18 protein-coding genes and 3 tRNA genes are annotated in these 25508 nt (G+C 41.8%); 2 read left to right on the plus strand and 19 right to left on the minus strand.

Annotated elements, in window-relative coordinates:
- Positions 1–72: 72 nt before the first annotated feature.
- The 18 genes from CXF60_RS03445 to CXF60_RS03530 form a co-directional block, all read right to left on the minus strand.
- Positions 73–4065, minus strand: a complete 3993-nt coding sequence (locus CXF60_RS03445) for a pilus assembly protein (protein WP_102090806.1) — start codon at positions 4063–4065, stop codon at positions 73–75.
- A 78-nt stretch (positions 4066–4143) separates the two neighbouring features.
- Positions 4144–4971 (minus strand): PilX N-terminal domain-containing pilus assembly protein, encoded by an 828-nt coding sequence (locus CXF60_RS03450; RefSeq protein WP_102090807.1) that lies wholly within the window; start codon positions 4969–4971, stop codon positions 4144–4146.
- Between the two features lie 12 nt (positions 4972–4983).
- On the minus strand, positions 4984–5952 hold the full coding sequence (locus CXF60_RS03455) for a PilW family protein (protein ID WP_180958085.1): 969 nt from the start codon (positions 5950–5952) through the stop codon (positions 4984–4986).
- The gene (locus CXF60_RS03460; RefSeq protein WP_102090809.1) at positions 5952–6671 is read right to left on the minus strand and encodes a prepilin-type N-terminal cleavage/methylation domain-containing protein; all 720 of its coding nucleotides are present in this window, start codon (positions 6669–6671) and stop codon (positions 5952–5954) included. The genes CXF60_RS03455 and CXF60_RS03460 overlap by 1 nt, the downstream gene beginning before the upstream one ends.
- Complete coding sequence (locus CXF60_RS03465; RefSeq protein ID WP_227522938.1) at positions 6668–7156, minus strand: GspH/FimT family pseudopilin; 489 nt, start codon at positions 7154–7156, stop codon at positions 6668–6670. Before CXF60_RS03465 ends, CXF60_RS03460 begins: the two co-directional genes overlap by 4 nt.
- Before the next feature lie 325 nt (positions 7157–7481).
- Positions 7482–8318 (minus strand): ComF family protein, encoded by an 837-nt coding sequence (locus CXF60_RS14585; RefSeq protein ID WP_228707033.1) that lies wholly within the window; start codon positions 8316–8318, stop codon positions 7482–7484.
- Between the two features lie 75 nt (positions 8319–8393).
- Positions 8394–9842, minus strand: a complete 1449-nt coding sequence (locus tag CXF60_RS03475; RefSeq protein ID WP_102090810.1) for a phospholipase A — start codon at positions 9840–9842, stop codon at positions 8394–8396.
- A 384-nt stretch (positions 9843–10226) separates the two neighbouring features.
- Complete coding sequence (dsbD, locus tag CXF60_RS03480) at positions 10227–12356, minus strand: protein-disulfide reductase DsbD (RefSeq protein WP_102090811.1); 2130 nt, start codon at positions 12354–12356, stop codon at positions 10227–10229.
- 47 nt (positions 12357–12403) lie between these two features.
- Positions 12404–12859, minus strand: a complete 456-nt coding sequence (locus CXF60_RS03485) for a protein-disulfide reductase DsbD domain-containing protein (protein WP_227543662.1) — start codon at positions 12857–12859, stop codon at positions 12404–12406.
- Positions 12860–13197: 338 nt separating this feature from the next.
- The gene (gspG, locus tag CXF60_RS03490; protein WP_102090915.1) at positions 13198–13635 is read right to left on the minus strand and encodes a type II secretion system major pseudopilin GspG; all 438 of its coding nucleotides are present in this window, start codon (positions 13633–13635) and stop codon (positions 13198–13200) included.
- 543 nt (positions 13636–14178) lie between these two features.
- Positions 14179–15381, minus strand: coding sequence for a type II secretion system inner membrane protein GspF (gspF, locus tag CXF60_RS03495; RefSeq protein ID WP_102090813.1), 1203 nt, complete (start codon positions 15379–15381; stop codon positions 14179–14181).
- Positions 15382–15464: 83 nt separating this feature from the next.
- Positions 15465–16526, minus strand: a complete 1062-nt coding sequence (locus CXF60_RS03500; protein WP_102090814.1) for a hypothetical protein — start codon at positions 16524–16526, stop codon at positions 15465–15467.
- 341 nt (positions 16527–16867) lie between these two features.
- Positions 16868–17803: an AraC family transcriptional regulator gene (locus CXF60_RS03505; RefSeq protein ID WP_101205501.1), complete on the minus strand. Its 936-nt coding sequence runs from the start codon at positions 17801–17803 to the stop codon at positions 16868–16870.
- A 446-nt stretch (positions 17804–18249) separates the two neighbouring features.
- Positions 18250–18325, minus strand: a tRNA-His gene (locus tag CXF60_RS03510).
- 41 nt (positions 18326–18366) lie between these two features.
- A tRNA-Arg gene (locus tag CXF60_RS03515) sits at positions 18367–18443 on the minus strand.
- A 105-nt stretch (positions 18444–18548) separates the two neighbouring features.
- A tRNA-Pro gene (locus CXF60_RS03520) sits at positions 18549–18625 on the minus strand.
- Between the two features lie 254 nt (positions 18626–18879).
- Positions 18880–20403, minus strand: coding sequence for an McrC family protein (locus CXF60_RS03525; protein WP_227522936.1), 1524 nt, complete (start codon positions 20401–20403; stop codon positions 18880–18882).
- 15 nt (positions 20404–20418) lie between these two features.
- On the minus strand, positions 20419–21936 hold the full coding sequence (locus CXF60_RS03530) for an McrB family protein (protein WP_227522935.1): 1518 nt from the start codon (positions 21934–21936) through the stop codon (positions 20419–20421).
- Positions 21937–22362: 426 nt separating this feature from the next.
- Between CXF60_RS03530 and CXF60_RS03535 the strand changes: the two genes are divergently transcribed.
- Together CXF60_RS03535 and CXF60_RS03540 are read left to right on the plus strand one after the other, a co-directional pair.
- The gene (locus CXF60_RS03535; protein ID WP_101205499.1) at positions 22363–23088 is read left to right on the plus strand and encodes a DUF4442 domain-containing protein; all 726 of its coding nucleotides are present in this window, start codon (positions 22363–22365) and stop codon (positions 23086–23088) included.
- A 38-nt stretch (positions 23089–23126) separates the two neighbouring features.
- Positions 23127–23600, plus strand: a complete 474-nt coding sequence (locus CXF60_RS03540; protein WP_101205498.1) for a RidA family protein — start codon at positions 23127–23129, stop codon at positions 23598–23600.
- Between the two features lie 111 nt (positions 23601–23711).
- Here CXF60_RS03540 and gspE read toward each other — a convergent pair whose 3' ends face one another.
- Positions 23712–25265: a type II secretion system ATPase GspE gene (gspE, locus tag CXF60_RS03545; protein ID WP_102090815.1), complete on the minus strand. Its 1554-nt coding sequence runs from the start codon at positions 25263–25265 to the stop codon at positions 23712–23714.
- Between the last annotated feature and the right edge of the window lie 243 nt (positions 25266–25508).

Genomic DNA, 25508 nt, shown 5'->3' on the forward strand with positions numbered 1-25508 from the left:
GTCTCATTATAAATGTAGGCAAAGTTATTTTTCATTATTAAATACTGATACTAGGCAACTAGAAAGTCACAGTTACTGTTTTTTTCGTTCATACCATGCTTTTGGTTGCAAGGTATATCGTTCATTGAATAAAAACTCAACAGCTGATCCATCACCATTATTTTGTGTGGCACTGTTGTTTTCACCAGGATAAAGATCTTTGATATTACTGCTATCTTTGAATCCATCTGTACCATATTTTGCACGTTTAGCCGCATCTATTCGATCGGCGATTGTTGTCGTACCAATCAGTACTTTTATATCTGTATTATCTGCGTTATAGGCACCAATAGCCAACTCCTGAATACCTTGACCTGCAGGTGTAAATCCGCCTGTACCAGTTATTGAGGTTTCATCCATACATACGCCATAAGGTAAACAATATAGTTGACGTTCAGAGCCACCCATTATTTTCGCTGAACAGCTTGCTGTATTTCCGTATACTTTGTCAGGGTTATATACAGTGGTATAAAGCAAATTATTAATGACTGTACTTTCGCCCACACCTTTGTTATATCTAACGTTATTGTAACCATCAAAACGAGTTAATGGGTAATACCAGCCATTTTTGGTTGCTGGAGCCGCTGGAGTAGTACCACTTTTAGCTACACCTATCATCGATTTTATAGCATCATTTTTTTTGCTTTCACGAGCTATATCAGTGGTCGCAGATCCTATAGTAGGTATCGCAGAGCCTAAATTTACCAGCTTAGCTTCTGTCAAGTTTGCAATAGTCTTAGTAAATCCACTGTTATACAGGTCTTTATTAGTCACATCATTGTCGATGATGCCATAAACACGGTTGGCATAACCATTGTTATTACGCAATGTCGATAGAGGCGCGCTGCGATTACCTGAGATAACGTTGACCATAGCAAAGAGCTTACCAGTATCTGGCCCTTTCTCTCTACGATAGAAACTTACGACTGGGCTTTCATAGAAACGGTATGCGAGTTTCTTATCTGTAGGAGCTGCATCTAATATGCGTGTCACGCCTTTATTAGTGAAGCTATTTACAGCTGCAAAGCCGAACTGAGCAATGCGTGCATTCTCAAAGTCTGCACGGAATACTTGTCCACCCAAGTCGGCAGCATAGAGGTGATCCATCAGACCATCATTATCTCTATCAAGCACAGTAATTCCACCAGTGATACTATTAATCATCGTATCTGTTTTGACATTGACACCTGAAGTGCCTTCGCTACTAGTTGACCATATCAGCTTACCTGTTTTGGCATTAATCATATAGATAGCATTGCCTTTGGCAGGGGCACTAGTAGTGGCTACATAGCCATCAGTTTCATACTGCATGTCGTAACCACCACCGAATATAAGCACGTCTGTTGGCGCAGCATTCTTCTTAGGATCAGAGCCTTTGGTTAGGCGTATTTTTGCAGCAACTGGTTTGCTCCAAATCTGTCCTAAACGAGTAAAACCCGCTGTTGAAGAAACACCTGGAGTAGTCGAGCTAATGCCTTGTGGTGTAATCGTAAATAGCATCTTAGGTTCAGATCTTTTGGTTATATTCATTCCGTAGAATGAATCACCTCCCATACGCAGACCACCATAAGCAAACATACCCTTACCTGATGCTTGATCAACTGTTACCTTTCCTCCTGGTAAATCATAAGCGTAATCAGTTTTGACTAACCAGGGAGCATCCACACCAAAATAAGGTTGACCAATTTTAGATATTTCCTTTTTAGAGTTCTCTACTAGAGCTTCTGGTTGATTTATTAACATTTCTCTAGGAATGATAGCAAACTCTTCTTTACCTGCTTTTGCATCGACTAAATGCAAAGCTCCATCCATAGAACCAAAGAGTAGATAATCCTCTCGAGGATCGACAATACTGCCTTTATCATCTAATTTTGAACCATAAGAAACAGCTTCAGGCTTGGAATGCACAACACCACCTAACAATTTTACTTCATTGGTCGGCTTGGTTAAGCTTAAGTTATTAGTCTCAGTCGTAAGCGGGGTCGTTGGTTGTCCATCATTAGTCAGCACACCACCAAAACCTAAAAAACTCAGCAAACGACGTTGATTTAACTGACTATAAGCAACAGTATCTTTGAGTTTATCGAACCCAAATGGTTTGCCGCTACTATCAACACCAACTTTACGCAACATTGGTGTTTTATCGGTAGCCGTCGTGTAATCCTCGACATAGAGAGTACGCACACTACCCAAACCTGCACTTGGTGCTTGTAATTGAGCATATACACCGCCAGCCGCAATATTATTATTGGCCGCTTTGCCCTCTACTACAAAATTAGCAGTTTGCCATTCATCTTGTGTATTTTCATCTAGATTGCCAGCGATATCTTTATAAAGTTTATTGCTGCCTCTTCCAAACAATGTCCCTTGATCCAAATTATATTTTTTAAGATTACCTTTCCATATACTTGCTGTGGAAACAATATCAGGATCTAGCATAGGTAAATAGGCATAAGGAAGTTGATTTGCCGCTCGGTAAGGGTCCTCTGGAATAGTAATTGTACCTGAAGGTGCTGTATTAATAATCTGTACAAGGCTAGCTGAGAAGTCAACTATGCTGGCAGCAATTTCCTCAGAGTTCTCAGTATAATAGAAGCCTCCATCGCCATAAGTTTTAGTTTCGTTATCACCTCTACGCTCACCCAACCTGCATAAATTACGCGTATCTTGATTTACATTGCCACTAGAACAGTCGACTACCGTCTTTACCTCACCATTTACTGTGATAGGTCGTGTCCCTGTCAATCCAGCAAAAGCATTACCAAAGCCAACTGTCGCGGTTTTTATTGGTAGGCCCTTTGTATTACTAGCAGGATTTCGAAGTAAGGCTGCATACTCAGCCGTACATTCCCAACCTCCACCTTGTAAAGCGTTACAAGAACTACCTAGTGACAAAGATGATGTTGAGCCTGACAGAGACTCATTCATGATAGTTCTTGAAGTCGCTTCATTCGTGCCGTTAGGCTCACCATCTGTCAATAGATAAATGCCGTTACCACTACATTGCTTGTCACTTAGAGGTGAAATATAACTGCCATCTTTCTTAGAATCACTTATTGATTTCGTAAAGCCACTATATGAGTTATCGTTTGCAAAATAAGTACGACCACTGTCATTTCTATGGTCAAGATTAGAACTGACGCTATAATTTGGCAATACATTAGAGTTCGATGACCATGTACCCCAACTATTACAATCATATACGAATATGTCTATTTCTGGATCAAATGTTAGTGTGGTTTGGTTACCGTAACACCTACGCCAGTAAGCCGAACCATTAAAATATTCTCGCTCAGCGACAACCGTAACATCAGATGTTCTAGTACCCATCATATAAGCACCAGACTCAGCAAGAGCACTAGCTGTTGGAGTACCACCGTTTGCACTTAAACTGATAGCATTATCTATCAAATCTACCCGCTGCTCAGCTGTTAGATCCTTTGTGGGGACTAAGACTACTCCTTTACGGCTGTCTACGGGATAGTGTCCCATACCCATAGCGTAATCGTCTGGCAGTGAGCCTGTATCTTTTATGCTATTGCCTACATAAACTTCATCAGCAAGTAACTCTATAAGCGCTACTTGCAAACGCGCCATGAGGGTACGAGCAATTGTATTGCCACTACCATCTTTACAAGTAGGAAATGTAATATTTGCGTTTTTAAGGAGTGGCGCATTTTTATCTACTACTGTATTACCTTCATCGTTCCTAAATAGTCCGTCAGGCTTACTGGCATCAAGCTTTCGCTGATACACTACCAAACGAATGTCACCAGTATTACTATTGTAATTACGGCAACCACTATTACCACCCATACTCCCTGAAGTATCCAGCATCATAAAAATAGATGCCGTACCTGGCTTAGCCGCCTTATATATCTCAAGATCACCGATAGGTTTTCTGTCACTCGTCACTGTAGCACCATTGGCAGGCACTAGACTTGTTATGGCGATTGTCACCGCTGCCGTTAACGCTTTAATAGGCCATGTTTGTCGTTTAGACCTTTGACTCATTAACTGTTTCATGACCTATTCCTTAATATAAATGATAGCAGAGTAGCGATAACACTATTCAATATGGCAAATAACAAAATATAGTATTTGTTAGCTAGATGGCAAGGTACACAGTAATCCTGCGCCTTCACCAAAATCGACACATTTGGTACGTAACGACTGGTTCTCAACATCGGCCATTTCATAAATGATCTTATTGGGTACACCAGCTTCTGCCATACAACCGCCAATCGTATCTGTATAGTCAGCAGCAGACGCTGTATGCAATCTACTGGTCTGCTTGAAGCAGTCTATATTACCTAGATTAGTGTTTCCGTAAGCGGGTAATACAGCTGTACTGTTGATATCGAACATAAATGCCTTACTTGATATCAAACTACTTCCTTGCCCTATACTGTAACTACCGAATGCTTCGTTCTCTGCATTTGGTGGTGTTAGCGATACGTTCACCTGCGTCATACTAGTATTACGACTGCTAATATAATCACTTGATTCAGTAGAATCGCAATAGCCCGTACTTGTTAACGAACCATCTGGCGTTATGATTGAAGTTTTATTGACATTGAATAACTGATCACGTGGACGGAAGCAAAAGACATATTCATTCTCGACACTATAATCAGACAAGATAAAATGACCAAAAGGGCCACCACGCGATATCATAGCATCGTAAGCATCTGAATCACTGCTGCCATTAATACTTTGCTCTATATTTTGGTTAGCATTATCTGCTGACTGTAGTAGTAGTGCATTAATTTGGTCACTAGTGGCGAGCTTCAGGTCCGTGCTACTTTGCTTTACCGCAATAACGCCCCCCAATATAATCAAAACCAAGAACAATAGAACTACGATAAGTACTGCACCTTGTTGACTAGATGGTGGCACTATGGAGCGCTGATATCGCTGATAATTTGACATATCGCCTCTTTTTTATGACGTGACATTAGATTTTAGACCAGTAACAGACATGACACGAGCACTTCGCAACGTAATAGTAGATTCATAACTACGACGATAATAATTTTCATTCATACTAACAGTATTTAGCTTCTGTTCCGTTCCTAGCACCACAAACTTTCCTTTATCCTCAGTTGCTAATTCACTTTCAGGATCTTCTATTAACGGAGTAGTACTACGAACAATTACTCCAAGTTTGATAGTGGTGATTGCAGGTTTTTCTGTGAGCGTTAAATAGGTATTCGCTGGCATATAGCTCAATTGTGAAACATCGGTCATCGTTCCCAATAAAACTTTAAACTGATCTACTGCAGGTATAATCACTTCTCCAGTACCAGTAAATCCAGTACCAGTAAATGCTGTGACTATTGCCCCTTCTTCATCAACTCGACCAGCAGCGCAAGCCAATACTAAATCAGTGGCAGCACCACCTGTAGCCTTACGTATAAAATAGCGTTCAACCACCCAATCACTGCTACCTGATGCAATCTCTGTTCCTTCACAATCATATAACGATGCTGAAGTTATGTTTTTATATTGAATAGTTAATTGGTCACTTTCAATACCAACTATATTTGATAAGCCTGTCCAACCGTCACTATCAGCACTTACAGTTAAGTATTTTTCATCAGTAGCATTGCTATTACCTAAATTATTTGTAGTTAGCACAATACCACTATGAGGAGTTGTACTCGTAATATTACTTATTGGGTTCCCTAAGTTCGCTAAGCGAATATGGTCATCAACTGCTTGCAGTGCAAATATTGTAGTATCTTGTACCTCAGAGGCGCTTTGCTGCACCACACTCGTACGAGCACTAATAATATAAACTTGTATTACAGCCGCTGAAACTAGTAGGCCTAATACTAAGGAAATAATCAGCTCAATCAGAGTAAAACCTGAAGAGCTATTATTGAAATGGCTTACCTGGTTATTATTCATTAGTATGCCTCCGAGATAAGGCATTGACTGCCGATATGATAGGTACCATTTATCTTTCCACAAGCATCTACCTCTGTATCGTCTAATATTGGCTTAGTACCATTCCATGCGGTAATAATACACATTTGTTGTTGTATAGCATTCGCAGAGCTTCCAGGACAGGTAGCAATACCGACAGCAATATTTTCATCAGCTGCCATCTTTTTGATCATAAGCCCATCACGAGCAGCAAGCTCATTAATAGTACAAGATTGTTTTGGTACAATTTTGCCACCTATATTGCTAGTAGTAGTAGATAAGCAATTTTCACCACTAGCTAAAATACTTACTGTTTTACTGACGGTGGTCTTGGTACCATCGCTATTAGTTTTAACATATGAGATAACCACTGTATCAGTAGCCGAACTATTTATTACAGCCTGTATAGTTGGAGTGACTTTTGCTCGTTCAGCTAAGGATAACTCAGAAAACTCTGTCGAGAGTATGCTCTCAAAAGGAGGTGCGCTACTATCTTTAATATATGCCTCTGGATAGCCACGCATCACTTCAGCTAAATTGCGAACCACTGTTAAAGATTTGGTTCTAACTAAACTCTCGTCAGTGGCTGTAATTGCACGCATTTGTAGCGCACTAAAGCCCAATATCGCAATGGATAGTAGTAAAACAGCCACTAATACCTCTACTAAACCAACACCTCGTTGAAAGCTTGACCCATTCATTGACAGCTACCTCCTACTTGGTCAGTAATATTAGCAACTCTACTCACTGAAATTACTCTTGGTTGCACTGAAGTATTGCTATCACAGACAGTGTAAGTGACTGTAGCAGTGACTCGTTTACTAGGTTCAAAGGTTATAGTTTCTGGTGCTGATACAATTTCACTTTCATCATTATAGCTATAGTTAGCAATAGGATCTGCTTCTGATCCTGAAATGGTAATGACTTTAGGATTACTATCATTATCATAGCTTAAAGTAATGTTTTGACGACGAATAATACTTTCAGCTTTGGCTTCTTTCAGTGCATTAACTAAAGTAGCTGTTGTCGACTTCACGCGCTGGTTTGCAAGTTGGGTGCTAATATTAGGCGCCGCAATACCTGCAATAATGGCAAGAACAGCAATGGTTACCATTAATTCAATTAAGGTAAAACCTAAGCTTACGTTCTTCAGCTTAGGTAGTGGAGTGTTCAAAGATGCATTCACATCGTGTTCCTATTTAAAACTGCGATTATCTGTCTTTTACTTATGGCATATTGATTATGAGTATCTTATATTGTTGCCTTACTACCATGATTTTCTACATATATTTATTTAATAACATGCAATTTTCATTCCACGATATCTAATAAATACCATCTAGAAATAACTACAGGCGCTTCCTAGCCTCCTTCACTCATATATTAGTCCGCCAAAAGATAACTTAGACATTTAGATCAGAACAACAAATTAGTATACATAACTATAATAATATAGCGTTAAGGAAATATATTAGCAATAATTAGATATTGTTGACAAAGATGTATTGAGCTTAGGATTTGCTGCCATGTGCTAATACGTAAGCAGAAATTTGATAACTATTATTGCTGCTATCCGTTGCTGATTTTATTGATGCAGGTGGAATGAATGCTCGCGCTAATGCTTGTAAGCTTGCACCTGTGGTAGATACGTCATCGAATAGTATTAAGCGTTTTTTAGGAGGGTTTTCGATTAGAGCAAAGGCATTATCTAAGTTACTAAGACGTTCGGCACGAGACAGTCCCTGCTGACTAACTGTATCGTCAATACGCTTAACGCCTTGCCATACAGGAATTTGCCAATGTTTAGACAATTGAGCAGATAGAATACTGACAGGATCGAACCCACGTTTGACCAATCGTTGACTTGTCGTTGGCATAGCGACAATCACGCTGTTATTGCGATGACAACCGTGTGGACGCGGTAATTGACGTATGGCATGTAATAGTAACGGCAATTTCGTCATATCCTCTTGATGCTTAAATGCTCGGATAGCTTGACGTATTGGATACTCGTAGTAAGTAGAGGCTTGGATAGATAGAGATATACTAGGAACGATATCAACTTCAAAAGGTCTTGGTAACCAAGTGATATCGTTGTGACAGTGATCACAAAGTAAACCACTGCTCAAATGGCTGTTTGCTTGATGAACGATATTAGTAAGAAAAGAGTGTTTCTTTAAGGCTGTCCGTGTAGGCGGCGTGTCCGTTATATTATGTATACTAGATTGCGCTTGATGGTGCAGTAGTTGAGATTGTGGTGTACTACGATAAATACGGCATAGTTGGCAGCGCATATCCATATACTCTGCCAACCACAGTCCAGTTTGATAAGGCGCTAAGCGGCGCATAAACTATTATTTGTCATAACTTATCATAAATTCCACCTATATTAGAGCCTTTCTCAAATTAATGTCCTTTCCGAATTAAAGCCCTTTCCAATCGTTCAGTACGATACCGAAGCCGATAGAGGTATTTTCATGATTATAATCAATGATTGACTCACCATAGCCTTGGAATAGCTGAACCATACCATTAACGTGCTCTGAGATAGGATAGATATAGTCGATTTGCGCAGCACCTTTATTGGTGCCTGGATTGTAGCGCAAGGTACCGCTAATGCTCTGATCAGCAGGCAAATCGTACAAGAATTTGATATCACCATAGCCCATGTAGTCTTCGATATCTGGATTATCATCATCGCTACTACTTTCGTTATTTACTCGAGCCCATAGGCGCGGTATGACTGAAAGTCTGCCCCACTCTGCGCCCGCCATGAGGTAAGCACGATTCCATGAACGTGATAATGGATCATCTTGTCCATTCGAGTGATGCACAGCACCTGCGCCCAACATACGCAGACGTCCACCAAAAGGCAAATCTGCTGTCACAGGTTGGGTTAAGAATATTTCAGGTTGATAATCGGTAGCACGGAATGGACGTGAGTTGTCTTCGTTATAAACTTGCCAATGTGATTCTTGGGTATAACCAAACCATAGGTCAGCACTGGTATCAAACAAATCTTCTGCGACTTTTGTTTTTAGGGATAATTGGAATTTTAGCTCAGTTTCGCGTATGTCATTAGAATCAAAAGGATCTGTTTCTTGCGATGGTGTACTTGGATTTAAATTGGGATCGAAAGTATAAAATAATGGCAACAGATACGTCGGCCGATATGGTCTAACCGTCCAAGTACCACGCTCACTGTTTTTATCTAGGTCATAAGATAGACTGAGTGGCGAGAATTTTTCGATGTCTGTTTGAGTGACACCGATATTTTCTAAAATTTGTGCCTCGCTATTCGTTTCAGCATCTACTTCTACGTTGCCATTTGCCTTCAATTTGCTGGCTGCTGTTTGCTGGTTGGTCATTAAGATGGTGTCTGCATCTTCAACTGTCGTCCCACTCATCGCCGTTTGAGACTCAGCCAATATCACTTTTGGATTACCTGAGACCGTACTTTGAAAAGTTTTTGCCAAATCAATTGGTTGTTTGGTCGAGGTATAGCTTGGTGTCTTACCTTGTTCAGCTACTTTATCAAAACAAGCGAGGCGAGCAGCACTAGACTGAACTTGGGTACATTCAGAAAATAGCTTGGCTTGCTGAGCAATAAATTCTTTGCTAATTATTTTGCCACTTTGTGTACTTATATCAGAAGATATCGCACCGTTATCGAGACTTTGTGATAGGTCAAGATCCTCGTATTCAAACGCAGCTTCAGGTGCTGGCAGTTCGTTATAGGTTTGAGAATCATCAGCAGCTTGTACTTGTATCGCGGTACAACTCAACGCAAGCGCAACTGCAATACGAAGAGGCATATGCGCATTCTGGTAAGACGGCTGTTGGTGACGCTGAGTAATGGTATGGGCAAACATAAGTGTCCTTTATCTAACTAGCATTAGCGCTAGCAGAGTATATGAGGTAATTAATATAGCCATTAGCGTTATCGCTAAAATAGAATTGACTGAGACTATCAGCTAATCGCAGATATTAGGAGCGAAAAAAATGACAATTAGTGCCCCTGCTGCATTGTTTCTTTATTGTAATGAAAATATAAGCACGATACTAGCTTTATCGATAGTTAAAATAAGCGTTTATCAATATAATTACTTATATAACAAATACTTAATAAACATTCTATAGTATGAATTTAAAGGCATCAAAAAAGCCAGCATAATTTCTTAGTATACTGGCCTTCTTAATATTCTTAAGAATTTTCGAAATATTACACTGGTTTCTTAAGTGTTCATTGTTAAATTTTAGTTGTTCAACGCCGATAATGTTTGCTCAAATTCTGAACGACCAATCTCACCAACTTGCTGATTTACTAGCTGACCATCAATATAATACAGTAGCGCTGGTGGACCAAAGAGTTGGTAACGAGACAACACGGCTTTTGAGTCTGCCGTCGTTTCAGTAATATCGAGCTTTACTAGTTGCCAATCTTGCATCTGTGCTGGACGATTATGAAACAGGTTCTTGTCCATAATGCGGCACTCAATACACCACTCTGCTGTCAGATCGACAATGACATTCGGATTGGCTGCGACAATGGCATCTAGCTCTGCAAGCGTCGTGATCGTCTTATCAGTGGTGCTATCACTATTCACTGGTTGACCAGATGTTGACTGTACCATCATCGGTGCTGCACCCAATGACGCTAATGGATGTAAGCTATCGTCATTACCCAATGCAGCGCCGACTATTAAACACGCTGCCCAAATACCAGTGATAAGGCTTAATGCTTGGGTCAGCATACGACCTTTACCTAGCCAACTCCATGCCCATGTTGCCACGACCATAAACCATAACGCCCATACCATCAGCATGATTGGCGATATAAACACGCGCTCAATCAATAGCAGTGCCACGGCAAATAGCAATAAAGCAAAGCCTTGCTTAACCCAATTCATCCACTCGCCAGCCTTTGGCATAATCTTGCCTTGAGTCGCACCGATTAGAATAAGCGGCGCTGATAAACCAAAACCCAGCATGAATAAAGCGGCAAAGCCGAGCAACGGACTACCAATGGTAGAAACCGCTAATAATGCCCCAAATAATGGTGCAGAAACACAAGGTGACACGACTAGCGCTGATAAAAACCCAGCGAGCAAACTGCCGCCTGTACTACCAAGCTTACTGTCACCTGCTTGGCTTAAGCCTTGCATCTTTCGACTGATTGTATGCGGCAAACGTATACTAAAAAGCCCCAACATATATAGCGCGAGCAATATAAAAACGATAGCAAAGCTGATGAGAATGATCGGGTTCTGCAGCCAACCAATAATACCTAAAGACTCACCGAATACTGCAATGACAGCGCCCAAAATACCATAAGCAGTCGCTACCCCAATCGCGTAACTGGTGGTCAAGATGACACCGCGTTTGACCGTTGGGTTTTGTTCGCGGGCTACAATGTTGGCCACGATAGGTAACATCGGTAACACACATGGCGTCAAGGCCAAGCCTAAGCCTGCTAAAAATAATAGTACTAATGCCAGCCAAGGGTGAGAAGCCAAACCAAAAGGATCGGTATCAACAAAACTATTGTTTGATGCGTTTTCGCTATTGGCCGTCTCGCCTGTTACGCTGCTATTTGCTGCAGAAATCGTATTCGTCGCTGCATTACTATCTAAAGAATCATACTCTACAGCGCTGTCATCAATGAGATCATAATCAATAGCCCCATCGTCTGTCAGTGCTTGCGCCTCATCAGGCAAAGTATTATCAAGAGCTGTTGAGCTTGCTTCCTCTGACGTCTCAGTAGCATTTATCGCTGAATTGGTCGAGCTCGCACTACTCTCACTATCTGCTGATACCTGCGTCGATGAAGCTGCAATATCGACAGTCGTATTAATCTTTTCAGGTGGATAGCACAGTCCTGCTTTTGCACAGCCTTGCCAGCCGACGACGATAGCGGCGTCTTCTATATTCTTGCCACTATTGTTTGTCAGTGTGGTGGTAGCGACCATATTCGCTTGGTCAAATACCAGTACTTTGCCAAATGTTGGATCATCTATCGAATATGGTGTCTGGCTAAAGGTAAAAGGTGCAGCCGTCACGCCAGCGGGTAGCGTAAGCTTAATTTGCTTTTTATAGACGTAATGTTCAGGAGTGATATCAAAATTAACAGATAACCGCGTACCTGCTTTAACAGGGGTGCTATCTGTACTCACCTGAAACGCTTGATCTACTGGCAAAAACTTTGACTTCGATGAGCTTTCACTACTACCAAAAAGGTCGCCTAACCCTGCCGCTTGTACCGTCGATGTCGCTGATAAACCTGTCAACAATGAGCCACTAGCGATGGCAAGCGCTAAGATATGGGATTTTTTCGAATGGGTAGATACGCTAAATGATAAAGACTTTGGTGATGTCTTGATGGACATGAATGGCTACCTATTATTACCGATATTTTAATCAACCTGCTCGCTATTTATTTGCGCGTCGCAGCAATGTCTATCTTGGTTTTAACTTTTTCTGGTGGATAGCATAGGCCAGCCGTTGCACACCCTTGCCAACCAATAATAACAGGCGCGTTTTTGGCGCCCTTACCATTACTCGTCGTCAGTGTCGTGGTTGCAATGACACTTCTTTGCGTAAACACAGGAACCTGACCAAAGGTCGGATCATTGATTGATACTGGTGCTTGATTAAAAGTGAACGGCGTGGCGCTTATTCCTTTAGGGAAGCTCAACGTAAGCTTATCCTTATAGACATAATGTCCTGGCGTAATTTCAAAACTGATCGACAGCCGTGTGCCTTTGGACGTCGCTTTGGTATTACTTACCACCTGAAAGGCTTCATCCACTGGTAAGAACTTTGATTTTGCCGAGGAGCTATTTTTAAATAAGTCATTTAACCCTGCTGCTTGTACACTGATCGATGTCATTGACAGAACCGTTACTAATGAAGTGCTTGCAACAGTTAGAACCAATTTATAAAGGTTTTTAGAAAAATATTTATTAGACTGTTGAATCGACATAGATGATTACCTTTAATTGCAGTTTGCGATGACTATTTTGCTGAGCGCATAGATATATTTATAGCACTGGCTATCAAACTTGTAATGAACAGCAGGCGATTTATCTACTGATAAAAAATATCAACCAATAAGAGAATATTGGTTGATATTTATAAATTGTTGAAAGTGCATGGATGAACGAATGTTTCATTCTACAAAGCTATATCAGTATCAGAATTTGTTCACTATACGTCTGTTATTAAGCCTTATAGCTGAGCATAAAGATCCGCATCTTGACCTTCACCACCTTGTTGACCATCAGCACCTAACGAAAATAAATCGTAAGGTCGCCCTTCACTACCTGGTGCAACATATTGCATCTCATTTTCCCAGCCATCAGTTGGATAACCACCTTTGATATACCCACCTTCAGGATAGTTTTTTGCATCAGCTGGCGGTGTCGTAAGCGCCTCTAACCCTTGAGCGGTCGTTGGATAGCGCGAATTATCAACCTTGTACATATCTAGCGCATTTGAGACAGTAGCAAGCGCCGTTTCAGTTGTTTTAACACGGGCCTTATCACTTTGACCAACTACTTTTGGTACCACTAATCCAGCAAGAATGGCTAGGATCACAATGACGACCATAATTTCGATAAGAGTGAATCCTGATTGACCAGACTTTTTTGTCGCACTGCGCTGCATAGCTGAAGAAGCGGTCTTATGGTCACTTACAATATTTGAATGGGATTGCGTATCCTGAATAGCACTTTTTGGCGTTATATTTACTTGGAATTTGTCAGTCATAGTCATCACATTGGTCATCACAGTTATGTAAATAGTAAAAGTGGCGTTCTATCGTGGCTCTCATCAATGATATATCAATGAGCTCTGAAACTATTGTCACTATAAACCATGGTTTTATTTTTATCCAGCGCTGTACCTAGTTTGGGTTTGGGTTTGGGTTTGGGTTTGGGTTTGCTATCTTAGCCAAAGCTAAATATTGAATGACACCAACTGTATGACTATTAAACCGTGCTTACTATAGCGCGGCGCTTGTGTTTGCCATAGCAAAAATAGCGTTCGTTCAACAATATACAACAGTAAGCAAACCTTAAGAAAGCTAGTCCAAGGTTTAGCAAGCAAGTTAGGTGATATGAGTAGAGTAAAAGAGAACTAAATAGAGGTTTTGGAGATTGGCAGCTAGCTATACATAAAGAATGATAAATCATCGGCTAGCGAATTAATTTAGCCTGCTAAATCGTTCATATTAACGATAGGTAGCATAACCGCCATTACAATAATCATAACTACTACGCCCATCAACACCAGCATTAAAGGCTCAAGTAATGATAATAAGGTGCTAATAAAATTGGTTGCTTCTGCCTCCTGCATATTGGCGGCACGGCTCAGCATATTTTCAAGCTCGCCTGAGTTTTCTCCGCTTTTTATCATCTGTACCATCATCGGTGGAAAGTAACTAGATTTCTCTAGCTGGCTAGACAAACTAGAGCCTTCTGTGACCCTATCAGCCGCAGTGATAATGGTTTTTTGGATATGCAAATTGGTCGTGACCGCAGCACCGATATGTAATGCCTCAATTAAAGGCACTCCTGAGCGTACTAGTATCGCAAGGGTACTGGCAAAACGTGCGGCATTCAGACCTTTGGACAATCTAGCTAGTATCGGCAATCTAAGCACCACGCTATCAATTGTTAATTTACCTGCTTGCGTTTGGGCGAAACGGTAGAATAAAAATGCGGTACTTGCCAATACCAATAATATTAACCACCACCATTGAGTAATGATATTCGATAGCGTGAGAACAATTTGAGTAATTAAAGGCAACGCTTGCTCAGACTGCTCAAAGACTTTGACAATTTTGGGCACGACGAAGCTCATTAGTCCCATAATTACTGCAATTGCCATTACCATCAGGACAATCGGATAGACCATGGCCCCTTGGATTTTCTTTTGGAGGGCAAAGCGGTTTTCGGTGTAGTCTGCTAGCTGATTGAGGATAAGGTCGAGGTGACCAGATTTTTCTCCTGCAGCAATCGTAGCGATATATAACGGTGGAAAGCTAGCGGCTTGTTGCAGGGCACGTGCTAAGCTGAGCCCTTCCAAGACATGTGAGCGTACCGCAAGCATTAGGGATTTGATATGAGTCTTTGGAGATTGTTTAGCAACCGCTGCCAAGGTTTCCTCAAGTGGGATACCCGCTGCTAGTAGCACAGATAGCTGACGTGTCAGCAATGCCAGCTCGTATGCAGACGGTTTTTTGTAGCGGTTTTTGCTCTGACTCTGTCTGTCATTGACCGGATTGACTTCAACGGGTGTCCATTGCTTATCACGCAGCTGCTGGCGAATTTGCCGCGCAGAGTCCCCTTCTAGCAAGCCTTTTTGGACAACGCCATGGTCGTCAAGCGCTTTGAAATGATAGGCAGGCATGGCAACAGATATCCTAAGAGGCTTACAGGTAGACAGTTATAATTTATGACTTAATAGAAATTTATTAATTTGACATTCAACGCTTAGAGCAGTGGCGTTGAGTCATTACTATCAGGCATTAAACCTTGTAATAATAAGACATCCAAATGCTGCTGCTGTAGCTTTTTATCAAAGTCATTGACCTCAGCGATTAGCATTCTTTCAATACGTTTATCACTCGCGAAAACACTCAAGCGCGCACAAATAACGGCCAACTGATAAATGCGTTTTTTGCAATAACCGTCAAGACCTTGTAATAGCCTAACCATATGCGGGGTTTCAAGACTGGCGTAATCATAGTCAGCCACGACTTGCTGTCCAAGGGCTGTGACGCCATAAGTGATCGACAAGTGAGCACAATAATAACAGCTGAATAAATAACCAACCACATGACCAATATAATAGCCTCGATCGTAGGTAAAGCTACTCACGCCAAAATGTCCAAGCACATAACTATTGAGGCTACCTTGGTCGCGAATTGGCTTGCCGTGCTTTAACTTACCGACCGTAGCAAAGCACAATGGATTGCGACCATCTTGAGTCGTCAGCTGCCAACCGGCGGGCTGCTGTGCAGGCATATGACGCACGATATCTGCAATAATGTCATCGACCACATGCAGCTGCTGCCAGAGTCTTTCGAGCGTATCCGTATCCATCAACCCACGTTTATCGAGCTGCTGCGCAAGTAAATATTGCTGATATTCTGCGAATTGTGGCTTCAGGGTTTGTACTAAGTAAGTAGGACGCGTATTGGCAGATGCCATATATAACAGTCGAGTACGCTCATGCTGAACACGATAAAGCGCAACACGCTGCGTAGCGACATTGGTTTCTTGCGCCACAGGTTTTGCAGCTACTGTAAGACTATCGGATGACTCAGATATTACTGCTTCAGTTGCTACCGCCTCGATATCTGACAAGGTAAACATCGTCAATAATGCCGCCTTATCAGGTGTATCTACCGGCTCATTTTTCGGCGCCTCTTTGCCGACATGCGGGTTCTCTACAGCATTGTTTTTATCAACATTACTTTCTGTTTTAGCAGGTGCAGCAGCCTCTTGTTGGCCATTGTTTCCTGCATTTAGCTTTGCGGTCGGTTCAGTCATAACATACCATCAGCAGCGAAGATAAACATCGTCTCGATCCTTTTATACACCTAGCATATAAGGACATATAACGCGTTATAACACTAACGCTTTTGTCTCGACGACTCATCAACCCATAGTACCTGAACACAGACTCAATGTCAGCTGCCCTTAACTAAAATAGCCATAGCAAGTTACCAAAGGTCTTATAGATATGAGTGACTCAACGTTTATAAACAATATATATTCACAAATTAAAAAAAGCGCCAAGGACATGTAAATGACCTTAGCGCTTATCGTCGAGATTCTATTTAAATAAACAGAAACTAGAACTAGAATTAGAATTAGAATTAGAATTTTAACTATGCAAGATTGTTCTGTCGATACTGCTGACGGTACGCTTTTGGCGAGACACCATACACACGTTTAAATGCTTGACTAAAAGTTGAATCTGAAGCATAACCCACCATCTCGCTGATACGGCTAATACTGTTTTGCTGTAAGCGTAAATAGCGAGCCGCCAATCGTAAGCGGTAATCGATCAGATAAGTCAGTGGTGGCATGCCAACAGTGTCTTTAAAACGCTGTGCAAAGCTAGAACGCGACATCCCTGCTACTTCGGCAAGCTGATGAATGGTCCAGCTTTCACTCGGTGCTCCATGCATCGCGGCTAGTGCCTTGGTCAAAAATGGATCCTTCATGGCTTTGAGCCAGTTTTCTGTGGCTTCAGGCAAGCTTTCAATATAGACGCGCAAACACTCAATCATCATGATGCTTGCCCAATGATTGATTACGGCCGTTTTGCCCATACGCTCACGCTCCGCTTCTAGTGTTAGCAGCTTTATCTCTACATCGATCACTTCAAACCGACCGTCAGCAGCATCATTGAGCTCAGGTAATATCGGTGGCAGTACTGACAACAGAGGATTAATCATCTCTTTATCATACTTACATTCGATCAGTATCAAAGATGAATTGGGGTCGCCATCGCCATCGATATCAAGTGTACGCTCAGGGCAATTGCTCAATAGTTCATCAAGCGACTCAGCAACATCGCCATGGTGATTAAGTGCATAACTCACATGCTTGTGCGCATTCGGAATCATGATCATGTCGCCAGCGCGAGCTTCTCGTAGACCATTACCAACATCGATGCAAAAACCGCCAGACATTACCAAGTAAAATAAAATGGTGTCTTTTCTAGTAATAGAATAAGACCAATTGCCAGTGCCATTTAGACGATAATACTTAGTCTCAAATAAATGCACGTTTTGCAGCAATACACTCAGTGCGTCCATCAATCAATTCCTCAATAATGCAGATTAATAACGATTCATCTTAAAAAAATAATAGTATTCTTAATAACAGTTTCTGTCGGTTTGCTCTATGCCAATGCTTGCTCCAATAAATAATTTTTATTGAATAGTATGGATGTGATAACACTTAAGCATAATGCATCATTTAAAACGTCATGTCTATTTACTTATTAGAATTACTAAACAATAATAGAGTAGACACATTCACGCTAGGCCTCAAGGAAAACCTACAAGCAATGTTGATAAAAAATTTGGGGGATTATCTAGTATTGAAGATGCTATCAAACTCTATCTGTTTAATCTTATAAAGATAATATAGAGATAAAATCGAATAGGCATAAAAAAATCGCCATCAAGGGCGAGTGCTATTACTGATATATTTTTAGATTAAGATATGATTTGTATGTAGATACATACAGAATAAAATATGGGGCGACTGATGGGACTCGAACCCACGACAACCGAGATCACAACCCGGGGCTCTACCAACTGAGCTACAACCGCCATAACTATTGCCAAAGAATAGGCAAGATTTGCAGGCTAAATGGTGCGCCTGGCAGGATTCGAACCTGCGGCCACCTCCTTAGAAGGGAGATGCTCTATCCAGCTGAGCTACAGGCGCTCTTAGAGGACTTTTATATACTAAGCTTACTTTACGATATATTTTACTATATCAGAAACTAAACCGTTATACATAAAAAAAAGCCTGTAAGGCTCTTAAAATAGATGGTCGGAGTGATAGGATTCGAACCTACGACCCTCTGGTCCCAAACCAGATGCGCTACCAAACTGCGCCACACTCCGAAATTCTCTATTATCACGATAGTTTGTTAATCAACTCGTTGTTGGCAATGCCGCTAACTTGTTAATGTTCCTCGCTATCGAGGTGCACATATTAAGGGGTAAAGGCGATTGTGTCAACACCTATTTTCGATTAATTTCAAATAATCGCTAATTTTTTTAAAATTACGTCAATTTCACCAAAATAGTGATAGCAAGACCCTTTTATTATTTACCTATCAATTAGTCAGTCATTCACGCTGTCATTGATAATGATATTAAGCTTTGTCCAAATGTGGCAGTACTTCACCGTTGAGTGTACCTGTCAAAACATCAAACGGCATCAACCATAAATGGGCATCGGCTGATTCATTGTTTTTAATATTATCGCTACTAACGCTATCATTACTACCATAATGAGTTTGCTGCTTGAGCGCTACTGGCTGCCTATCACGACCTAGCACCGGATAAACCAACCAGACCTGCCCCGCCAAGTAAGCTTGTGCATAGCTAGTCAATTGATAAGCGTCGCTCGCACTAATTGCAGCAGCATGCGGTAAGTACTTCCACTTAATGTCGATGACATGACTGTAGCGACCTTTGGTTTTGTTTTTGGCTTTAGTTTGATTAGCTGCTATATCGTTCTGGTTTTGACAATCATCAGAGGCAGTTTTAAATATTAGCAAATCAGGCCGTATAGACAAGCACGCTAGTCCCTCAGCATCGTTTAGCCAGACACTTTGGGTCTGATAAAAAGGACGGTAACTACTACTAATCTGTTGAAACATCGATGCGATACGCTGACTTGCCCATTGCTCAAAAGCTTGATTCATATCAATTAACAAACACAATCTTAGCTGAGAGCAGTTTTGTCTATTTGGATCAATACCGTTACCTGTCGCAGCTGTCGTCTGTTTCAATAACCAGTATGCCAAGTCTACTAACTGCTGCGCGGCATGCAATTTTTGCTTTTGGAGTGGCTGAACGTCTAGCTGACGCTTTGCTTGAGCATATATTACCGCTATCTGCTGCATTTCGCGGTTGTTTAGCGTAGGCACTTGCTGCCATGGCTGCAACAGTTTTGAAGAAATAAACTGGGGCAATAAAGGCATCAAGTAAACCAATGCACTCTTAATCAATCGATTGGCCAACATGTTGTGACTTAATACGCTACTTTCACAGATGAACTTATGCGGTTGCATACTATTATGACGCAGTTGCTCTTTGATAAGCAGTCGACCTTGCAGGGATGCCTGATTTTCAATCTGAGCCTGATAATGCTTGGTTGGTTGATAGTCAATTAAACGCTGCAAAAACTGCTCAATCAGCCAGTCTGATATGGGCAATACTTTTAACGGTAAAGGAGTGGACTGGGAACTAAACTGACCGAAGTTTTTCGTATTGGGTAGCTTACGATTGTTATGCGCATCTAGATGTATCAAATCCGATAGCATACCCTGTACCCAATGACGAGTCTGGACGGTATCGCTAGACTGAGTAGACTGATTGAGCTTTGGCAATATCTCAAGCGTCATGCCACTGGGCAGTAGAATAATCCCAATGTAGTGCCCAACCTTAAGCTGCCATTGCCCTCGCTTACGCCTGATAGTAAATGCTGCAAATTCTTGCGCTATTAGCCAATCGAAATCAGACGTGTGCAAAAAATCATGCACGGTCAAACGTTGATGCTCAAACACGGTGATAACATTCATGGTAGCGACACTACTGTTAGGGATACGAGTCTGGCGACTGCTTACCCTAATAGCGTGTTGCTTGGCGTAATATTGATTATTCGTTATCACTGAACAGTCACCCTGCTAGTACAAACGCTGATAGATAGCAGCATTATTAAACTCACCATCCCTAGCGATCAGATCGGCATTGATAGTATAGCTATTCATACTCATAGACTGACCAAGAAAAGAACCCTGCCCTGCAAACATTTGGTGTTCAGCGAAAGCATTGTTTTGGTTGCCCAGCGGATTATACAAGTCGTCATTCATCAATGCTTGACTATCCTGTACGAACTGCTTACTCGTCGGTTGCTGCTCATCTCTAAAGATATACTGCAGCACCGTAATTTGACCACCAGCTGCTTGAGCCAATTGAGGAATAATTTGTTCAACGAGCGCCGTTTGTAATTGCTCTAACTGAGTGATTGCGAATAAAAACGCATGCCCCAACTGTGCTTCTACTCCCAGTGTCTGCACGATACGTCTATTCAAGCCTGTTAGTAATTTACTCAAATCTATCGCACCTGCTTCTAAGTCTTCAGACAGTCCAGTGTCGGTGTCATTGCTGGCTCGAATTGTCGATAGTAAATTAGGCTGCGGTGGACAGTCAATAAAACGAAAACGTCGACGTAACGCCATATCAAGTGGCGCTAAAGAATGATCTTGGGTATTCATAGTGGCATAAATATCGACATTGGCAGGCACACTAAAAGCACGCCTAGAATACGCCAAACTTACTGTCATCGCATTTGGCTTGCCCGCTCGTTTATCAGGCTCTATCAAACTGAGAAGCTCACCAAACACTCGTGACACGTTAGCACGGTTAATCTCATCAATCAGCATGGCATAACGCTGCTGAGGGTTACGGGCTGCGCGTTGACATAGCTTCAGGAATGCTCCATCTTGTACCGCGTAACTCATTTGAGTTTGATTAGAAGGGCTGTTATTTGCTGGTGAAGCGCCACTCATGACAGGCCGTATACCTTCTACAAACTCTTCATAGCCGTAGGCTTGATGGAAGCTCACCATACTAAAACGTTGCTGACCGATGTTTTGATTTTGATGGGGTTGGTTGTCACGCTGTGCCTGCTGAAACTCTGCTAATTGCTGCGATAAATCTTCTAGTAGCACCATACTCTCTGGCAATAAATACCATGCCCCACTATTGTCCTTATCAAAATAAGCTTGGCTAGCGCGGTTATCAAAACTGACTGTTTGAGAGTTTGTAGGACTATGTCTGCGTAGCTCTAACCAAGCTGTACTATCTAGATTTTTATCACGTGAGTTCTGAGCAGCTTTGGTCATAAAAAAAGGATGATCAATAATTTCTCGTACCTTTAACAAATCCTGTTGTTCAGCACGTAAATCTAAAAACACCAGACACAATACTTCGCGCCAGCTTAAACCTTGCAGCAGGTGCTCTAATAAATCTTCATTTTCAGTCTTGGGTAGATAGTCGGTGTATTGCTTCGCGATTTGCAGCAATCTATAGGTTTTACCTGTACCAGCAACGCCCGTATAAATAATATTGGTCGGTTCATGAGCAGACATATCAGGCATAACGTTATCCAGCGGCATTGAAAACAGGTTTGAAATAGACATGCTAACATTTTGTCATTATAACGCGGCTGCCTATTGGCATGGTAACTATAGTCAACCCTCTATAAATTAGATACGGTGTCAGTCTCGCTTAGTCTACTATTTGTAGTACTTTCACCCGGCTTCCTTGTATCTAAGTTATATTGAACTGATTATACCAATCACTTAATAATATCAATGCCCAAATGATACTGACATATAAGATGACTAGGCTGCTTTAAGTGGCGATCTAAATTGATGGCATAACCTAGCAACATAGCCACGCTACTATAGTTTTGTAAGCGCAGCAGTTCATGCTAATAATAGTAGGAAGGCAATGGTTGATGTACCATAGTATTTATAGCGACTTTCATTATATATATTTGTGTCGCTATCATAAAAAGCCATGCTAAGAATGTCATTCAACTCATTTACGTTAAGGAATTTTGTATGTCAGGATTATTAAAAAAACTACCCGCCAAGTTGACCAATAAACTGCCAGCCAAAGTATCTGACAGCACAAAATATTCAGTTGAAAAACCCAGTAGCACGCTAAAACCAATTAGCAATCAATTTACTAAACTGTTATCAGTCACCAAATATCTACCTGCTGGTGCACGCTCAAGTATTTTATCTAAAGCCTTTGGCAAGGTCGTTCCCTATGTCGGCACAACTGGCATTTATTATGAGACGGTAGAACCAAACCAAGTCGTCGTTAGTTTAAACAACAATAAAGCCGTCCAAAACCATATCGGCTCTATCCATGCAGTCGCCATCACATTACTGGCTGAGACGGCTACGGGTTTTATTTTGGGTTTAAACTTGCCCTCTGATCGTATCCTACTGATTAAATCTTACTCGGTAAATTTCCATCGCCCGATCAAAAAAGGTCAAATTGCTGCTGTGGCAAGCTTGTCTGATGAACAGCGTTTGGATATCCTAAACACACCAAAAGGTGAGATGATTATTCCTTGTGTCATCAAAGATCGTGAGTCTGATAGTGACCGCGATCCAATTGTGGTTGAGATGACGTGGGCATGGATACCAAAAGCGGAGCTAGAGGCACGCCGCCAAGGTAAAGCGTCTGAAAAATTCTCAGAAGATGACTCTAAAACCGAGGCAATAATCGAAGAAAGCGATGCCTCATCTACTCAAAATAATAGTGCTGATAAGTAGCTAGTAAAAATTGATAACAAACCCAATGAGGAAACAGTATGTCCAAACTTAGTACTTGCTTGTCTACGCTAGCGCTAGCCACTATGTGCTCATTGGGTTTTTTTCATAGCGCTAGTGCTAATACGACGACAGCTGTTAGCATTGCTAGGTCTGGGCCTACTTTCTTGGGCGATGGCGGGACTTATCCTTTTTCAGAAGCTGTACGCGTGGGCAATACATTGTATATGTCGGGACAAATTGGCTTTAAAGATGGCAAACTGGTCAAAGGCGGTATCAAAGCTGAAACCAAGCAAGTGCTCGATAACATCCATAGCACGCTATTAAAATATGGCTATCGAAAGTCCGATATCGTTAAATGTATGGTCATGCTGACTGATATGGATGACTTTGATGACTTTAACAAAGTCTATAAAGCTGAGATGATAAAGCCTTATCCTGTACGCTCAGCTTTTGGTGTATCAGAACTGGCTGCTGGAGCAAGCGTTGAGATTGAGTGTATGGCTGCCAAATAATAGCGGCTAAAAACTCTAAAGCTTCACAATTAGAAAAACGTTAAAACTAAAATAACTGGCTATTCACACCAGCTATTTTTTGTCTGTTATACCGATATCTAGTCTGCAAATTTATACCAGTATCGTCTCGTCCGTTAAGGCGCTTTCTTTCGTCACTCGCAGCACTTCCTCCAATGTCGTCCGCCCTTCTATGACTTTACGCAAACCATCTGCACGAATCGATGGGGTTTGCTGGCGCGCGTATTCTTCTAGTTCATATTCAGCCGTATTGCTATGAATCATACGGCGCAATGTATCGTCGATTGGCACGACTTCATAGATAGCAGTACGTCCTTTAAACCCTGACTGATTACATTTATCGCAGCCAACTGGCTTGGGCAAACGAATCGACTCACTTGCTATATCTTTGGTATCACTTTTTAGCGTTGATCCAATGCCAATTTCAGTAAACAGCTTGGCTTGCTCGGTATCAGCGGCCTGCCAGCTTTGACAATGTGCACATAAAGTACGTACCAAACGCTGCGCTACTACGCCAATAAGCGATGACGATAATAGAAACGGCTCAACACCCATGTCCTGTAAGCGAGTGACCGCGCCGATAGCCGTGTTGGTATGCAGTGTCGATAATACCAAATGCCCTGTTAAAGAGGCCTGTACGGCAATCTCTGCTGTCTCTAAATCACGAATTTCACCAACCATGACCACATCGGGATCTTGTCGCAACATCGCGCGCAAACTTTTAGCAAATGTCATGTCTACTTTATTGTTGACCTGCGTCTGCCCGATACCATCAAGCTGAAACTCAATCGGATCTTCAGCAGTCAAGATATTGCGAGTTTGATCATTTAAATCGGTCAATGCAGAATATAACGTCGTAGTTTTACCCGAACCAGTCGGCCCTGTCACCAAAATAATGCCATGCGGACGATGGATTAAGCGTTTTAGCTCAGTATAGTCATTATCAGACAGCCCCAAATACGTCATATTCAAACGGCCAGCTTGCTTGTCTAGTAGACGCATTACCACGCGCTCACCAAAGCTCGATGGTAAGGTCGATACGCGCACATCAACTTCTCGCCCTGCCAGCCTTAAGCTGATACGACCATCTTGCGGCACTCGCTTTTCGGCGATATCCAGCTTGGCCATGACTTTGATACGCGAGACTAATAATGGCGCGAGCTGGCGTTTTGGTGTGATAATTTCTTTAAGCTCACCATCAACTCGGAAACGAACCACCAAGCGTTTTTCAAAAGTTTCGATATGAATGTCTGAGGCATTTAGGCGAATGGCTTCTGACAACAGCGCATTGATCAGACGAATAATGGGCGCATCATCTTGCTGATCCATCAAGTCTTCAGTTTCAGGGACGCTATCTGCCAAGCTATCGAGATCAGGATGGTCTTCAAGTCCAGCAGCAATATGCTGAGACTCTCCTGTATTGCCAGCATAAGCTGCGTTCATACGTTTTTCAAAATCGTCCGCGCTGACACTTTCGTAAGTGGGTACACCGCGAATGCCTTGCTGCTGTAAAAACCGTACCGCTTCATTGATCGCTGACAACGGGGTCGCTTTGGTAAGTACCAATGTTGGCGGCAATTCCGGATCTATCGCAAGTATGGCCAAAATCTGATGGCGTTTCGCAAAGCTGTATGGCAACTGCATCATAAAGACGGCCCAATAAGTGAGGAGAGGATAAGAAGTACGCACGCCAAGACATGATGGATGCCTTGTCCTTAACAGTTCGAATCAAAAAAGACTGCCAGTAAGGTTGCATGAGTTTGTTATAATAGCATTTTGTTTTAGACGGGTATTATTTTATGTGACTGACGCTTTATATCTATCGCCCAGCACATATCATTACTATCAGAGTTAGCATATCATGCGATTTTTTGCAGACCGCTTGCCATT

Origin of the sequence: Psychrobacter sp. 4Bb (assembly GCF_002836735.1) — a bacterium.
Lineage (GTDB): Bacteria > Pseudomonadota > Gammaproteobacteria > Pseudomonadales > Moraxellaceae > Psychrobacter.

What these genes read in the sequence shown, in the direction of transcription:
- CXF60_RS03530 (WP_227522935.1), bottom strand. Translation starts at nt 21,936, where the DNA reads ATGTCTATTTCAAACCTGTTTTCAATGCCGCTGGATAACGTTATGCCT.
- CXF60_RS03460 (WP_102090809.1), bottom strand. Translation starts at nt 6,671, where the DNA reads ATGAATGGGTCAAGCTTTCAACGAGGTGTTGGTTTAGTAGAGGTATTA.
- CXF60_RS03455 (WP_180958085.1), bottom strand. Translation starts at nt 5,952, where the DNA reads ATGAATAATAACCAGGTAAGCCATTTCAATAATAGCTCTTCAGGTTTT.
- CXF60_RS03450 (WP_102090807.1), bottom strand. Translation starts at nt 4,971, where the DNA reads ATGTCAAATTATCAGCGATATCAGCGCTCCATAGTGCCACCATCTAGT.
- CXF60_RS03485 (WP_227543662.1), bottom strand. Translation starts at nt 12,859, where the DNA reads ATGACATCGATCAGTGTACAAGCAGCAGGGTTAAATGACTTATTTAAA.
- CXF60_RS03475 (WP_102090810.1), bottom strand. Translation starts at nt 9,842, where the DNA reads ATGTTTGCCCATACCATTACTCAGCGTCACCAACAGCCGTCTTACCAG.
- dsbD (WP_102090811.1), bottom strand. Translation starts at nt 12,356, where the DNA reads ATGTCCATCAAGACATCACCAAAGTCTTTATCATTTAGCGTATCTACC.
- gspF (WP_102090813.1), bottom strand. Translation starts at nt 15,381, where the DNA reads ATGCCTGCCTATCATTTCAAAGCGCTTGACGACCATGGCGTTGTCCAA.
- gspG (WP_102090915.1), bottom strand. Translation starts at nt 13,635, where the DNA reads ATGCAGCGCAGTGCGACAAAAAAGTCTGGTCAATCAGGATTCACTCTT.
- CXF60_RS03535 (WP_101205499.1), top strand. Translation starts at nt 22,363, where the DNA reads ATGTCAGGATTATTAAAAAAACTACCCGCCAAGTTGACCAATAAACTG.
- gspE (WP_102090815.1), bottom strand. Translation starts at nt 25,265, where the DNA reads ATGATGCAGTTGCCATACAGCTTTGCGAAACGCCATCAGATTTTGGCC.
- CXF60_RS03505 (WP_101205501.1), bottom strand. Translation starts at nt 17,803, where the DNA reads ATGGACGCACTGAGTGTATTGCTGCAAAACGTGCATTTATTTGAGACT.
- CXF60_RS03445 (WP_102090806.1), bottom strand. Translation starts at nt 4,065, where the DNA reads ATGAAACAGTTAATGAGTCAAAGGTCTAAACGACAAACATGGCCTATT.
- CXF60_RS14585 (WP_228707033.1), bottom strand. Translation starts at nt 8,318, where the DNA reads ATGCGCCGCTTAGCGCCTTATCAAACTGGACTGTGGTTGGCAGAGTAT.
- CXF60_RS03540 (WP_101205498.1), top strand. Translation starts at nt 23,127, where the DNA reads ATGTCCAAACTTAGTACTTGCTTGTCTACGCTAGCGCTAGCCACTATG.
- CXF60_RS03500 (WP_102090814.1), bottom strand. Translation starts at nt 16,526, where the DNA reads ATGACTGAACCGACCGCAAAGCTAAATGCAGGAAACAATGGCCAACAA.